Source organism: Aeromonas sp. FDAARGOS 1404, from assembly GCF_019047085.1.
Lineage (GTDB): Bacteria > Pseudomonadota > Gammaproteobacteria > Enterobacterales > Aeromonadaceae > Aeromonas > Aeromonas veronii.
In genome coordinates this window covers 3,618,732-3,634,402 of sequence record NZ_CP077237.1, presented here as the reverse complement: position 1 = coordinate 3,634,402, position 15,671 = coordinate 3,618,732, and the positions used below count along the sequence as shown (strand labels likewise).

The 15,671-nt window shown below is 61.4% G+C and carries 9 protein-coding genes; 7 read left to right on the top strand and 2 right to left on the bottom strand.

What is annotated here, in order from left to right:
* The first annotated feature begins 17 nt into the window (after positions 1-17).
* A complete protein-coding gene (locus I6L34_RS16975) occupies positions 18-1,244 on the top strand; it encodes an exonuclease SbcCD subunit D C-terminal domain-containing protein (protein WP_075115650.1) in 1,227 nt (408 codons plus the stop codon).
* Positions 1,241-4,993: an AAA family ATPase gene (locus I6L34_RS16970; RefSeq protein ID WP_075115649.1), complete on the top strand. Its 3,753-nt coding sequence runs from the start codon at positions 1,241-1,243 to the stop codon at positions 4,991-4,993. The genes I6L34_RS16975 and I6L34_RS16970 overlap by 4 nt, the downstream gene beginning before the upstream one ends.
* A 72-nt stretch (positions 4,994-5,065) precedes the next feature.
* On the opposite strand, the gene I6L34_RS16965 is transcribed toward I6L34_RS16970, so the two are convergent.
* Positions 5,066-5,830, bottom strand: a complete 765-nt coding sequence (locus tag I6L34_RS16965) for a class III extradiol ring-cleavage dioxygenase (protein ID WP_058058325.1) — start codon at positions 5,828-5,830, stop codon at positions 5,066-5,068.
* Positions 5,831-5,997: 167 nt separating this feature from the next.
* Positions 5,998-6,240 carry a hypothetical protein gene (locus I6L34_RS16960; RefSeq protein ID WP_058058326.1) on the bottom strand — a complete coding sequence of 81 codons (243 nt, stop codon included), beginning with the start codon at positions 6,238-6,240 and terminating at the stop codon, positions 5,998-6,000.
* A gap of 308 nt (positions 6,241-6,548) precedes the next feature.
* On the opposite strand from I6L34_RS16960, the gene pykF reads away from it, so the two are divergent.
* The 5 genes from pykF (at position 6,549) to I6L34_RS16935 (ending at position 15,611) form a co-directional block, all read left to right on the top strand.
* Positions 6,549-7,961: a pyruvate kinase PykF gene (gene pykF, locus I6L34_RS16955; RefSeq protein ID WP_031227651.1), complete on the top strand. Its 1,413-nt coding sequence runs from the start codon at positions 6,549-6,551 to the stop codon at positions 7,959-7,961.
* Positions 7,962-8,111: 150 nt separating this feature from the next.
* Positions 8,112-11,441, top strand: coding sequence for a mechanosensitive channel MscK (gene mscK, locus I6L34_RS16950; protein WP_139443284.1), 3,330 nt, complete (start codon positions 8,112-8,114; stop codon positions 11,439-11,441).
* Between the two features lie 408 nt (positions 11,442-11,849).
* Positions 11,850-12,254, top strand: a complete 405-nt coding sequence (locus I6L34_RS16945) for a hypothetical protein (RefSeq protein ID WP_106842474.1) — start codon at positions 11,850-11,852, stop codon at positions 12,252-12,254.
* Between the two features lie 54 nt (positions 12,255-12,308).
* Positions 12,309-14,339: a M13 family metallopeptidase gene (locus I6L34_RS16940; RefSeq protein ID WP_216955035.1), complete on the top strand. Its 2,031-nt coding sequence runs from the start codon at positions 12,309-12,311 to the stop codon at positions 14,337-14,339.
* Between the two features lie 339 nt (positions 14,340-14,678).
* Entirely contained in the window at positions 14,679-15,611 is a 933-nt protein-coding gene (locus I6L34_RS16935; protein ID WP_139429278.1) for a GGDEF domain-containing protein, read from the top strand.
* Positions 15,612-15,671 lie beyond the last annotated feature (60 nt).

Sequence of the window (15,671 nt, the reverse complement as noted above, 5' to 3'; positions counted from 1 at the left end):
AACCGGGCTGCTTTCCAATGAAAATCCTCCATACCGCCGACTGGCACCTTGGCCATCAACTCCATGGTCATGACCGCCGTTTTGAACACGATGCCTTCCTCGACTGGCTGAGCGACACCCTCAAGGCGCGCGAGATTGACGCTCTGTTGGTGGCGGGCGATCTGTTTGATACCGCCAATCCCCCCGCCAGCGCCTGGCAGCAACTCTACCGCTTTCTGGCCAGACTGCGCGCCGAGATGCCCCACCTCAACATGGTGCTGATCGGCGGCAACCACGACTCCCCTTCCAAGCTCGATGCTCCCCACGAGCTGCTGCGCGCCTTTGACCTGCATCTGGTGGGCAGCATCAGCCGCGACAGTGAGGGCAAGCTCGAGACCGACCGCCTGCTGGTACCGCTGCAAGACAAGGAGGGCAACATTGCCGCCTGGTGCGCCGCCGTGCCGTTCCTGCGCAGCAGCGATCTGCGGGTAGAGTCGTTGGAAGAAGGACAAGACAGGCTGATCGAAGGGGTTCGACAGGTCTACGCCGAGGTGCTGGCCGAAGGACGGGCTCGCTGCGGGGAGGCGCTGCCGCTCATCGCCATGGGCCATGCCTATCTGGCGGCGGGCCAGCTCTCCGAGCTTTCGGAGCGGCGGGTGCTCGGCGGCAACCAGCACGCCCTGCCTGCCGAACTCTTTGCCGGTGCCGACTACACGGCGCTCGGTCACCTCCATCTTGCCCAGAGCCCGGCCGAGGGGGTGCACTACAGCGGCTCGCCGCTGCCGCTTTCGCTTGCCGAAGCGAACTACAACCATCAGGTGCTGGAAGTGACCTTTGCGGAGGGCAAACTGGCCGGGCTGGAGCGGATCCCGGTGCCGCGCGCGGTGGAGATGATCCGCCTGCCCCAGAGCACCCTCGACGACGCGCTGAACGCCATCGCATCGCTCGAGCTGCCAGCTTGTCCACAAGAGGCACAACCCTTCCTCGAAGTGCGGCTGCTGCTGCCCAAGCCCGAGGCCCGCATCCGCGAGCGCATTCTGGCCGCCATCGCCGACAAACCGGTGCGTCTGGCCCGCATCAGCACCCAGTATCAGGGCTCGGGGGAAGGGCTGGCCGATGGTCGCGAGCGGCGCAGGCTCGATGAACTCTCCCCCACCGAGGTGTTTCGCCTCTGCTATCAGCGCCAGTTTGAAGGGGAGCCCGAGGCTGGGCTGGTTGCCTCGTTTGAAGAGATCCTGGAGCAGGTGAAGGAGTCAAACCAATGAAAATCTTGTCTCTGTCAGGTGAGAATCTGGCCAGTCTGACCGGCCCCTTCACCATCGACTTTACCAGGGGGGCGCTCGGCGCCGCCGGTCTGTTTGCCATCACCGGCAATACCGGCGCGGGCAAGAGCACATTGCTCGACGCCATTTGTCTGGCCCTCTACGACGAGATGCCGCGCTTTATCGCCAATCGCAAGAACGTGGCCGAAGTGGGCCGCATGGATGACGAGGAGAAGCTCAAGGCCAACGACGTGCGCGGCATCCTCAGTCGCGGTCACGCCAGCGGCTTTGCCGAGGTACAATTTCGTGGCTGCGATGGCCGCATCTGGCTGGCCCGCTGGGCGGTGCGCCGAGCCCGCAACCGCGCCGAAGGGCGCTTTCAGGCGCAGGAGAGAACCCTGACCGATGTGGAGTCAGGGCAGGTCTTCTCCGGCAGCAAGCGGGAGCTACAGGATCGCATCGACGAGCTGGTGGGCCTCTCCTGGGAGCAGTTCCGCCGCGCGGTGATCCTGCCGCAGGGGGAGTTTGCCGCCTTCCTCAAATCGGATGCCAACGAGCGCTCCGCCCTGCTCGAACGGATGACAGGCACCGAACTCTACTCCGCCATCTCCATCCAGACCTATGAACGGGCGCGGGAAGAGCAGCAGAAGCTGGCCACCATCGCCCAGCGCCTCGGCGACGTGGCGCTGATGGACGAAGCGACCCGCGAACAGTGGGTAAGCCAGCAGGTAAGCCTCTCGACCACCCTCAAGCACGAGCAGCAACAGCAGCAGCTGATGCAGGACTTACGCGACCTCAACAGCCGCATTGCAGCCCAGTTGCAGGGCTGCGCCGAGGGACAGGCGGCGCTCGATGCCGCCCTGCAAGCCCACGGCGCCGCGGCCCCCGAGCGCGAGGAGTTTGCCCGTGCCGAACAGGCCCAGGTAGCCCGCGCCGATCACGACGAGCTGGCCCGTCTCACTCTGGAAGTGCAGCAGCAGGAGAAGGTGATCGCCGAGCTTGGGCCGGAGCTTGCCAAGCTCGAAGAGCAGACCCAGCAGAGCGCGCTGACCGAACAGCAGTTGCTGGCGGAAAAGATCGCCGCCGAGCGGGAATGGGGCGCCCTGCAACCCGAACTCAAGCGGGCACAAGAGCTCGATACCCGCATCAGGGAGAAAGTGCAGCAGTTGCAGAAGATCCAGCAGGAGGGGGCACAGGAGCGAGAAGTGCAGCTCACCCTCGAGCAGGGCTGGCGCGAGCAGAGCCGACAGGTGGAGCTGCTCAAGCAGCAGCACCAGCAGTGGGGACTTTGGCTCGAAGAGCACAAGGAGCTGGCACCGGTTGCCCACCAGTGGCAGCCCCTGCTCACCGCCATGCAGGATTGGGCCGAGGATGCCGACAAGCTGCAACAACTGCTTACCCTGCGCGATCACAAGCTGCGCGCCCTGCAGCAGCTGCAACGCCAGCTGGAACAGGGCCAGCAGGAGCGCGACTACTGGCAACATGAACAAGCTCGGCTGCAACAGCAACAGAACGAGCTGCAAGAGCAGCAGTGGGAGAGCCGCCTCGCCAAGGCGCAGGAGCAGTGGCAGCAGCAGACTGAACAACTGGGTCAGCTGCGCCAGTTGCTGGAGCTGGCCGATTACGGCCGCAACCACGGCGAGCAGCATAGCCGCCTGCAGCAGGAGCTTGCCCAGCTGGAGCAGGCGCTGGGCAAGCTCGCCACCCTTGGCGAAGAGCTGGCCCCCGCCCGCGAGCGGCTCGCTCTGCAGCGGGATGAGGCGCGCCACGCGCTGGAGCAGTCCCGTGCCATCGCCAGCTTCGAGCAGTATCGCCATATCCTGAGCGATGGCGAACCTTGCCCGCTGTGCGGTTCCGGGGAGCACCCCTACAGCCAGAGCCAGCCACAGGTGGCCGGCATTCTTGGTCAACTGGCGGAACGGACCCGCAGTCTGGAGCTGGAGTGGGAGCGGCTCAACCATCAATACATTCAGTGCGAGAGCGAGCGTCAGGAGCTGGCCCGCCAGCTGGCGGTGCGTCAGCAACATCTGCCGGAGCTGGAAACCCGCGCCGAGCAGCTGACCCAGCGCTGGCAAAAGCTGGGGGGCGATACCCTGCTGGGTCATCCGCTGCCGCTGCGCCAGAGCCCCATTGAGTGGAACGAGCTGATGAGCACCCTGCTTAGCCGTGGCCAGGCGCTGGAGCAGGGGTTGGCCCAGAGCCAGCAGCAGCTGCGTCAGGCCCAGCTTGGTCAACAACAGCTGCAAGGGGTGCGTCAGCAACTGAGCCAACTGGCTGCCCAGCACCAGCAGTTTGACCTGCAGTGGCAGGAGGCCGACCGCCAGCGCATCGCACTGGAAGGGGAAGTGAAGGGGATGGGCGAGCAGGAGGTGACCCTGCGCCAGCGCCTTGAGCAAGGCGCCCACCGCCTCGACGAGCAGATGGGCGGCCAACCGTGGCGCCAGTGGCTCGGCAGCCAGCAGTGGCACGAGTGGCAGCGAGCCTGCGAAGCCTGGCTGCACGGCCAGAGCGAGTGGGAGCGACTGGCCAGCGAGATCGCCAGCCTCACCCCGACACTAAGTGCGCAGGAGGCACGCCTGCAGACCCAGCGCGAGCTGCTGCACAAACTCGAGCGGGACTACAAGGAGCACGAACAGCAGCGTCAGGGGCTGCTCACCAGCCGCGCCGCCTGTCTCGGTGGCGAGGAGATCCCGCTGGTCGAGAGCCGCTGGCAACAGCGGCTGCAACAACTCGCCAGCGAACTGGAGCTGATGCAAAGCGGCGCCCGCGCTCTGCGGGAGCGGCAGACCGAACTCAAGACCCGCCTCACTCATGTGGAGCAGGAAAAGCAGACCAGCAGTCGCCGCAAGCGGGAGGTGCTGGCGCGCTGGGCTGCCCACGCCAGCACCCTTGGCATTGCCGAGTACGACCTTCGCCGCCTGCTCGCCATCACCCCCGATGAACTCAAGGCTCGCCGCTCTGCCCTGCAAGGGCTGGAAGATGCCCTTGGTGAAGCGCGTACCCGCCTTGCCGAACGGCAACGGGCGCTGGCGCTGGAGGAGAGCAAGCGGGATCGCTATCGGGAGCACCATCCCGAGCTGGCCGCCCTGCCGGATGCAGAGCTGAGCGAGCAGCTGACGGCACTTGATGCCCGTTGTCGCGCCCTTGAAGAGCAGCTGTTCGAGTGCAAGAGCAAGCTGGCACAGGCCGAAGCCGCCGCCCTCAAGGCGGGCAGCCTGCAACAGGAGCTGGCCGCCCAGCAGGCGGTAGCCGACCACTGGCAGCAGCTGTGCGATCTGATCGGGCAAGCCAACGGCGCCAAGTTCCGCACCTTTGCCCAGAGCCTCACCCTCGAGCGTCTGCTGCTGGAGGCCAACGCCCAGCTCGCCGAGCTGTCGCCGCGCTACCGGCTGGAGCGAGTACCCGGCACCGATCTGGCGCTGCAAGTGGTGGATCTCGACATGGGGGACGAGGTGCGCTCGGTGGACTCCCTCTCCGGTGGCGAGAGTTTTCTGGTGTCGCTGGCGCTGGCGCTGGCCCTCTCCAGCCTCTCGTCACGGCAGACCCAGGTCGAGTCGCTGTTTATCGATGAAGGGTTCGGCACCCTGGATCCGGACAGTCTGGATCTGGCGCTCGCCAGCCTCGACTCCCTCCAAGCCGCCGGTCGCCAGATCGGGGTCATCTCCCACGTCCAGACGCTGGTGGAGCGGATTGGCGTGCAGATCAGGGTCGAAGCCCTCGGCGGCGGCGAGAGCCGGGTAGTGGTTCCCTGAGAGCCTTCGGCTCACCCCCCACACCGTAAACAACAAGACCCCGCCAATTGGCGGGGTCTTGTTGAGAGGCTATCAGCCGAAGCGGTAAGCGCCCATATAAAGGCTGCCGCCATCCCAGCTCTCGTGCAGCCGGGTGGGCGCCACACCATCGGCCGCCCCCAACGCCACAAAGAGCGGGCGCAGGTGGTCGTCGTGGGGATGGGACTCCACCGCGCCTGGAGCCTGCTGGCGATAGTCGAGCAGCGCCAGCCGATCCTCGTCGGCCATCTTCTGCTCCAGCCAGTCGACAAACTGGCTGGCCCACTCTGGCACCGGCGAGCCTTCCGGTGCCAGCGCCCGCAGGTTGTGGGTGATGGCGCCAGAGGCGAGGATGCCAATCCCCTGACTACGCAGCGCCCCCAATACCTCTCCCAGTTGCCACAACTGGGCCGGGGTGAAGCTCGCGGGAATGGAGAGCTGCACCAGCGGGATCTCGCTGTTTGGGTCGATCAGGGATAGGGGCGACCAGACCCCGTGATCCAGCTCGCGCCGCACCGGGGTGGCGGTCAGTCCGGCCAGTGCCAGCTGGTCGCTCACCCCCTGCTGCAACCACTCGGGGCTGCTGGCAGGCCAGCGCATCCGGTAGAGGGGCTCGGGGAAGCCGTAAAAGTCGTACATCAAGGCCGGTTTGGACTCGACGTTGATCTGCAGCTCGCGGCTGAACCAGTGGGCGGAGATGACCACCAGCCCCTTGAGCTTACCCAGACGCAGGGTTCGCAGAAAGCGGGTGGCGGGTTGCTCACGCAGCACCAGATCCGGTGCGCCGTGAGAGATAAACCAGACGGGGGCGAGGGACATAAAGCGGACTCCAACAAAGTATCAGGGGGCGATACCGGAGGGGATATCGCTGTTGGAATCGATTATCCTCCCACCATTAAAGGTGAACAATCCAGCAAGATAGATAAGAACTATCAACCAATGGTTGATAATTCCACGCCTTCACGACCGGTAAACAGCAATAGATATCAAGGCTGAGGAGCATCCGGCAGCGGTCGGGCTACACGAAGCGCCATCCGGGTCGCTGCACTGTGATCCTGCCACTCTCGCCACGCCAATCCCTCGGCGGCCACCTCCCCTTTCACTGGATGGGAGAAGATCGCCAGCAGACTGGCATTATCAGGCCAGTAGCGGGCTGGCAGTGTCTGAACCAGCAGCAGGGCGGCGCCCAGCAAGAGCAGAGCCCATCCGGTTTCATGGCTGTTTTTCATCCCGACCTCCTTCACCCTTGCGCCAATGAACTAACATTTTTGCGCAAGCCGGTGACAAGACGGTGACAGCGGACGGGTGGTCATTTTACAACATCTGAACCTCAACCCGGCCAAACAACCACAGATGGCAACATTTGTATCCCTTCAGCCCGAACCTGTGGCCGTATGCTCTAAAATGTGACTCACAGGAAAACGTTATCCCTGAAAAGAAAACGTTATCTGGTCAAAACGTTGTTTCTGGATCATAAAAAGATTCCAAAAACTGGTGTATATTGCTCGGCGGAAATTCCTTAACCATGAAGATTGACATGAAAAAGACCAAAATTGTCTGCACCATCGGTCCGAAGACCGAATCCAAAGAAATGCTGGCCAAAATGCTGGACGCCGGCATGAACGTCATGCGCCTGAACTTCTCCCACGGTGACTACGCCGAGCACGGCAGCCGCATCAGCAACCTGCGCGCTGTAATGGCCGAGACCGGCAAGCACGCAGCTATCCTGCTGGACACCAAGGGTCCGGAAATCCGTACCATGAAGCTGGAAGGCGGCAACGACGTTGCGCTGGTCGCTGGCCAGACTTTCACCTTCACCACCGACCAGACTGTGGTTGGCAACAAAGACAAAGTGGCTGTGACCTATGCAGGTTTCGCCAACGATCTGCGCGTCGGCAACCGCATTCTGGTTGATGACGGCCTGATCGGTCTGGACGTTATCGAAATCACCGAGCGCGAAGTTATCTGTAAAGTGCTGAACAACGGTGACCTGGGCGAGAACAAAGGCGTTAACCTGCCGGGCGTCTCCATCAAGCTGCCGGCCCTGGCCGAGAAAGACAAGCGCGACCTGATCTTCGGTTGCGAGCAAGGCGTTGATTTCGTTGCTGCGTCCTTCATCCGTAAGAAAGAAGACGTTCTGGAAATCCGTGAGCATCTGAAAGCCCACGGTGGCGAGAACATCCAGATCATCTCCAAGATCGAAAACCAGGAAGGTCTGGACAACTTCGACGAGATCCTGGCTGTTTCCGACGGCATCATGGTTGCTCGTGGCGACATGGGTGTAGAGATCCCGGTTGAAGAAGTTATCTTCGCCCAGAAGATGATCATCGCCAAGTGCAACAAAGCCCGCAAAGTGGTTATCACTGCCACCCAGATGCTGGACTCCATGATCAAGAACCCGCGTCCGACCCGCGCCGAAGCTGGTGACGTGGCCAACGCCATCCTGGACGGTACCGACGCAGTCATGCTGTCCGGTGAATCCGCCAAGGGTAAGTACCCGCTGGAAGCCGTGACCATCATGGCCACCATCTGCGAGCGTACTGATGCCGTGATGCCGTCCAACCTGTCTGCTGCCAACGACAGCAACAAGCTGCGCATCACCGAAGCCGTATGTAAAGGCGCCGTAGAGACCTCCGAGAAGCTGGACGCCCCGCTGATCGTGGTCGCTACCGAAGGCGGCAAGTCTGCCAAGGCCATTCGCAAGTACTTCCCGAAAGCCTGGATCCTGGCTATCACCACCAACAAGAAAACTGCTGCCCAGCTGGTTCTGACCAAGGGTGTAGTTGCTCACGTGGTTGACAGCATCGCCTCTACCGACGATTTCTATCGCATCGGTAAAGAAGCCGCGCTGGAAATCGGCATGGGTCTGAAAGGTGACGTGGTTGTGATGGTCTCCGGTGCTCTGGTACCGAGCGGCACCACCAACACCGCTTCTGTTCACGTTCTTTAATCAGAGCTGAACGAGTTGAAAACGGCGCCTGCGGGCGCCGTTTTTTTTGTCCCTCCCCCCTGCTTACCTGACAAGCCCGGTGTTAGAATCCACGCGAATTTAATCTATGCGGGAAATCTCCCGAATATCGCGTAATAACCCGGAAGTTATATGCCCTCAATACGTTTTAAAAGAGCCTCGGCTACCTTGTTGCCGCTGCTCTGTCTCCTCGCCAGCCTCTGCGTCCCGCAAGCCATGGCGCAAGATGTCCCCTCTCGCAACGCAGTTCAGCGAGCGCTGGATGGTCTGGGTAAATCAGAGACCCTGACCGTCAGTCAGCAAGCGGATCAGAAGTTGCTGACCGAAACCCTCGCCCTGCTCGACAGCATCGACAAGGAAGAGGCAAAGGCCAAGACCCAGGCCCAGCGGATCCGCAACCTGCCCACCGAACTCAGAGAGATCAGCGCCAAGCTCGATGCTCTGACCAAGGGCAAGAGTGCCGAGCAGATCAAGAGCGAATACGCCAGCATGAGTCTGGCAGAGCTCGACAGCCGTCAGCCGGAAGTGCTGGCCAACATGCAGGCGGCCCAGGAGGCCCTCGGCGCCATCGGCAGCCAGCTCACCAGCTTGCAGACCCTGCCGGAGCGGGCCCAGGCCAGCATGAGCCGCGCCTACCAGCGCAGTCAGGAGATCCGTACCCGCCTCAACGCCGGTGAAAGCGTCTCCAGCGCCGAGAAGATGAAGCTCGGTGCCGAGCTAGCCCTGCTCGACCTGCAACTGGCCCACCTGCAAAAGGAGCTGGATAACCGTACCAGCATGCAGGATCTGGCGATCAAGCAGCGCGACTACCAGAGTGCCCGTCTCGCCAGCGAAGAGCAGAAACTGCAGCTGTTGCAGGATCAGAGCAGCGCCAAGCGCCTCGGCGATACAGAAAAAACCGCCGAGCAGACCGGTGAACTGGTGGCGACCGAAGACAGCCCGCTGGTGCAAAAAGAGCAGGAGCTCAACCACCAGCTCAGCCAGCAGCTGATCGGTGCCACCACCAGCCTCAACTCGCTGGTCCAGAAAAACCTGCAAGCCAAGAGCTGGCTGGAGCGCGGCATCCAGACCGAGCGCAACCTCAATGAACAGGTGCAGATGCTCAAGGGCAATCTGCTGCTGTCACGCATCCTCTATCAGCTCTACCAGCAGCTGGAAGCGGCGCCCACCATCGCCGTCAAAAACCTGGAAGAGCAGATCGCCGATCTGCATCTGGCCCAGTTTGAACTGAGCCAGCAGCGTGACCAGCTGTTCCAGAAAAACCTCTATCTGGACAATCTGATCGCCGGCAGCAAGGATCCGGTGAGCGAGGAGGACAAGGAGAGCCTTGCCAAGCTGCTCGACACCCGCATCAATCTGCTCGATCAGCTCAACCGCCAACTCGACAGCCAGCTCACCAACGCCATCAGCCTGCAGCTGACCCAGCAGCAGCTGGCACGGGTCTATGCCTCTATCGAGTTTACCCTGCAGCAACATATCTTCTGGGTAAGCAGCAATAAGCCCATCGACAGCAAGTGGTTTATCAGCTGGCCCGCCCAGGCCTACAAACAGGCCTCCGACTGGGTATTGAAACCGGACTGGAAACGCTGGCGCGAAGAGCTGCTGGGGATCTCCCTGCTCGCCTTCCCGCTGCTGCTGATCGGCGGCCTGCTGGTCTGGAAACGTCCGGCGCTGGTTGAGCGCGAGAAGAAGATCACCAAGGACCTTGGCCGTTTCCGTCAGGACAGCCAGTGGCACACCCCGCGCGCCCTGCTCTATACCGTGCTGCAACGCCTGCCGGGCAGCATGTTCATTCTGGCTGGCGGTCTGCTGCTCACCTACTGCGGTCTGCTCAGTCCCAAGCTGATGTTCCAGATCACCCTGAACCTCGCCCTCGGTTATCTGGTGTTCAGCGTCTATCTGGCGGTGATGCGCCCGGGCGGTATCGCCGAGACCCACTTCCGGATCCCGAAAGCGGAGCTGCAGGCCAAGCGCAACAGCATGCGCTACATCTGGTTGCCACTGCTGCCGCTCATCATGCTCGCGACCAAGGCGGTGGTTGAACCCTCCACCCTGGGCAACGACGTGATCGGCCAGGCCATGACCCTGACCCTGCTGGGGCTGGCCGCCTATCTGGTGTTCCCCATCTCCCGCGCCCGCATCAAGGGCGAGGCGAGCATGCAGAAGTCGCTGATCGCCATCGCTCTGGCGCTGGCACCGGTGGCGCTGATCGTGCTGGCCGTGCTCGGTTACTACTACACCGCGCTGAAGCTGACCGGTCGCCTGATCGAATCCTTCTACCTCATCATCATCTGGAGCCTGGTCTACCGCACCGCCCTGCGTGGTCTGGAGCTGGCGGCCCGTCGTCTGGCCTACCGTCGTGCGGTGGCCAAGCGTGAGCACAAATCTTCGGAAGATGCGGAAGGGGGCGAGTCCATCGAAGAGCAGCCCATGGATCTGGAGGATGTCAGCCAGCAGTCCCTGCGTCTGACCCGTACCGTGCTGATGCTGATCTTCGGCGTCGCCTTCTACTGGCTCTGGTCCGATCTGGTCGCGGTCTTCTCCTATCTCGACAGCATGGTGCTGTGGCACCGCAGTGAAGGCACTGGCGCCAACGCCGTGCTGTTCCCCATCAGCCTGAGTGACGTGCTGATCGGCTTTCTGCTGCTCGGCGGTGCATGGTCACTGGCGCGTAACCTGCCGGGCTTGCTGGAGGTGCTGGTGCTCTCCAAGCTCAATCTGGCTCAGGGGACCGCCTACGCCATCACCACCATGCTCAACTACGTGCTGATCGGTTTCGGTTCCCTCACCGCTCTCTCCATGATGGGCGTGCAGTGGGACAAGCTGCAGTGGGTAGCAGGTGGTCTGTCAGTCGGTATCGGTTTTGGCATGAAGGAGATCCTCTCCAACTTCGTCTCCGGCATCATCATCCTGTTCGAGCGTCCGGTGCGGATCGGTGACACCGTCACCATCGGCTCCTTCTCCGGTACCGTCTCGCGGATCCGCATTCGCGCCACCACCCTGACCGACTTCGACCGCAAAGAGGTGATCATCCCCAACCAGCAACTGATGACAGAACGGCTCATCAACTGGTCGCTGAGTGACACCGTCACCCGGGTGATCGTACGGGTGGGCGTGGCGTATGGCTCGGATCTTGAACTGACCCGCACCCTGCTGAAACAGGCGGCCGACGAAAACAGCCGCGTGCTGAAAGACCCAGCCCCCATCGTCTACTTCCTCACCTTTGGCGCCAGTACTCTGGATCACGAGCTGCGCTTCTTCGTGAGCGAACTGGGAGACCGCAACCCGGCGGTGGACGAGTTGAACCGCAAGATCGACCAGCTGTTCCGCGAGAACGGCATCGAGATCGCCTTCAACCAGATGGATGTCTACATCAAGAACATGCAGGGCGAAGAGCAGAAGGTGGAGTCCAACTCCGCCGCTCTGCCGCCGCCCGCGGAAGATGGCAAGCAGCCAGCCTGATAGCGAACTGCATTGATCTGATGACAACAGCCGCTCACCCAGGTGAGCGGCTTTTTTATGCCCGGTTTATGGCGATAGAGACAGTTCCCCATTGCCAGCATGGCTGGCCGCCGCATAACAGACAGCCATCACCCTTGATAAAATATAAAGAGAAATAAAAGTCTAAAAACAAACACTTGCCCCACACCACTACTTACCGCATGGATGAAACCTGCGCCCTTCTCCCTTCACCGCTTACCCCATACTGCGCTCGCTCAGGCTCCCGGATTTTTATAACTTTTTTTAATTTTATTTGAGTGTTCTCTTCATCCTGTCCATTGCAAAGTGGCGCCATTCCCGCGCCGGGCCCTGTGACCACCGTCCGGCTGACACCGACTTGCTCATTTGATAATTGAAAGGATCCGAGAGATGAAACACCCCTTGATGGTAATGGGAATAGCAGCCTGTCTGGCATTGAGCGGCTGCCAGAATATGGACACCAAGAAGGTATTGATAGGTGCTGCGGCGCTGGGTGCCATCGGCGCCGCTGGCTATTACGCCGGGAAAAAGCACAGCGATAACAAACACGAGCATGATGGCCAGCATGACGATAGCGATGACCAGCATATGGCCACCAGCAAGATGCCCCGTTACTGCTCGGGGGAAGCGGCCAGCAAATTCCATGTCTCCCCGCGCGATATCACCACCGAGTCGGCAGAAGAGAGCGGCCACAGATACAAGGTCTATGGCCAGTACGAGACCGACGATGATGCGGTCGACTTTACCTGCACCTTCAATCACGACGGTCGCTTCCTCTCGGTCGTTCGCAGCTGATTGGCCAGCGGGTATAGCCAATTCACTACTGGCACCCCATACAGGACACACAAGATGAAACAGCAACGCAGCATGATCGCAAGCCTGATTGCGCTGGCCCTGCTTGGCCTGGCCCCATGCGCCGGTGCCGCCAGCGGCCACTCCGGGGTGGATCTGGCCAGCATGGATAACAGCGTGCGCGCGGCGGACGATCTGTTTCGCCACGTCAACGGCAACTGGCTGGCACAGACCCGGATACCGGATGACATGCCGGGGCAGACCATCGGCAATCTGTTGGCGGACAAGTCGCTGGAGGATCGCAAGGTGTTGCTGGAGGAGCTGCTCAAGCGCCCGCAACAGTCCGGAACCCCTCGCCAGCAGATCGCCGATCTCTACGCCAGCTATCTGGATCAGGCCGGGCGGGATACCAAAGGGCTGACCCCCATTCAGCCACTACGTGACGAGATCATGGCCATCCATGATGACGCCTCGCTGGCCACCTACTTTGCCCGTGTTAACAAGCTGGGGGGCGGCGCTCCCTTTGGTATCGGGTTCATGGCCGACAAGAAGCAGCCTGACAGCTACGGGATCTACCTGCAGCAATCCGGCCTCGGTTTGCCGGATCGGGACTACTACCTGAAAGCTGATGCCGCCAGCAAGGCAGTGCGGGCCAACTACGAGCAGTTCATTACCGCCCTGCTCAACCATGCCGGCGTCGAGGGGGCGAGCGAACAGGCCCATCGCATCCTGGCGCTGGAGACCCGCCTCGCCAGCCTGCAGTGGGACAGAGTCAAGCGGCGGGATGACAACCTCACCTACAACAAACTGCCCATCGCCCGCCTCAGTCAGTTGCTGCCCACATTGGATTGGCAACGCTACTTGGCAGAGGCCGGTATCGCCGGGGAAACGGAGATCATCGTCAGTGAGCCGGACTATCTGGAGAAGCTGACCGCCGTGATGCAGGAGACCAGCATCGCGCAGTGGCAATCCTACTGCCTGTTCCATCTGCTACGTACTTATGCGCCCTATCTCGACAGCCAGAGCAATGCCCTGCACTTCGCTTTCTACGGTACGACCCTGAGCGGCATCCCCCGGCAGCGGGAGCCCTGGAAGCAGGCCATGGAGGTGCTGGACGACTATCTGGGTCAGGCGGTGGGCAAACTCTACGTGGAGCGCTACTTTCCGGCCGAAGCCAAGGCACAGATGGCGACCATGGTACGCAATCTGATCGCTGCCTATCGCCAGGAGATCGGTGGGCTCGACTGGATGTCTGCCCCGACCAAACAGCAGGCGCTGGCGAAACTGGAGAAGGTACGGGTCAAGATCGGCTATCCCGACCAGTGGCAGGATTACAGCGCAATCGAGATCCGTCCTGATGATCTGGTCGGCAATGCCCAGCGCGCGGCCACGGTGCGTTACAACGAGCACCTTGCCCGCCTCCATCAACCGGTGGATCGGGAGGAGTGGTTCGACAATCCGCAGACGGTGAACGCCTACTACAACCCGAACAACAACGAGATCGTCTTCCCGGCAGCCATACTGCAACCGCCCTACTTCGATCTGAAGGCGGATGATGCGGTCAACTATGGCGCCATCGGCGCGGTCATCGGTCACGAGCTGAGCCATGGTTTCGATGATCAGGGGGCCAAATTCGATGGCAACGGTGCCTTGCACAACTGGTGGGCTCCGGCCGATCTCAAGGAGTTCACCGCCAGAGCGCAAAAACTGGCGAAACAGTACGACCGTTTCGAGCCCATCAAGGGGGAGCATGTCAACGGCCAGCTGACCCTTGGCGAGAACATCGGCGATCTCGGCGGCTTGACCATCGCCCACAAGGCGTACCGGCTCGCCCTGGGCAACCGCCAGCCAGCGGTGCTCGATGGCTTTACCGCCGAGCAGCGCTTCTTTATCGGCTGGGCGCAGGTGTGGAAAGGAAAGTACCGGCCCGAGCTCGCTGCCGTTCTGCTCAAGACAGATCCCCACTCGCCGCTGGAGTACCGGGTCAATGGTGTCGTCGCGAATATGCCGGCCTTCTATAACGCCTTTGCCATCAAGCCGGGAGACAAGCTCTATCTGCCACCTTCCGAGCGTGTGAAGATTTGGTGACCACCAGCAGGGGCCCTGGCCCGAAAAGCTCCAGCAGATGGACCACCTCCACCTGAGCTGAAGATGACCGACACAGGGAGTGTCTGTTTTACCCTGTCTGGTTTTTCCCGACCCACATGTGCCTGACCATGTGGGTTTTTTTGACCCTTTTGCCCCGCCGCTTCTCCTCAGCCTGCCCAGCTTTCACCCGATACGGCCACGGCAAACAACCCCGCCATTTTCTCGCCTTTGCCATTGGCTGAAAAACCGGCGGCGTAACCGCTATAAATCGGTTTACCACCACACTGGTCTGACCTATGGTAAAGCATATAAAAGATGCATCGTGGAGCTGCTTTTCCTATGAATGACCGAGAACTGCAACAGATCCTGTTTCGCTCCTTCGATGTGATCCCGCTGCCTATTCTGGTGTCCGAATCCATTGCCCGTCACGATGGCTGCTCACCCGACATGATCCCGCAGCGGCGCCACCGCTTCCTGAATAAAGCCTTTATTGAGCAACTGGGATACAACCTTGACGATCTGCCGGACATGGCCTCCTGGTTTCAGGTCGCCTACCCGGATGAAGGGTATCGCCGCACCATCATCGACTCCTGGCACTCCCAGGTGGAACAGAGCTTGTCGCAAGGGCTGGAGGTCGCCGAAATGCCTGCGCTGATCCGCTGCAAGAGCGGTCAGTCGCGCTGGTTTATCGTCACTGCCCAGCTGGGAGCCGATGCCATCCCGGACGGCCATATCGTCACCTTTCGCGATATCCACGACCTCCAGTGCATGGTGGAAGAGGTGAGCCGCCTCTCCTGCACCGATCCGCTCACCGAACTGACCAACCGGCGCGGCGCCCAGCAACAGCTGCAGGCCCTTTGGTTGCAAGGTGAGCCCCTCTCGGTGGTGTTGGGAGATATCGACCATTTCAAACAGGTCAATGACCGCTACGGCCACCCTGCGGGTGATGCGGCGCTCTGCGCCGTCGCCCACGCCATGGCGAGCCAGCTCTTGCCGGGGGAGAGTCTGGCTCGTTGGGGCGGGGAGGAGTTCCTGCTGATCCTGCCTGGCTGCGATATTGAACAGGCGGCACGGCGCGCCGAACAGCTGCGCCAGCATGTCAGTACCACCCGCTTGCCATGGCAGGGGAAGCAGCTCTCCCTCACCATCAGTCTGGGGTGTGCCAGCATGAAGGGGCAGGAGAGCATCGACTATCTGCTGATGATGGCAGACCGGGCCCTTTATCAGGCCAAGGATCAGGGCCGTAACCGGGTTGTCATTTCGACGGAATAGAGTGATCACCAGAAAGGGAAGCCGACTCGCGGCCATAAAAAAACCGAAGCACAAGGCTTC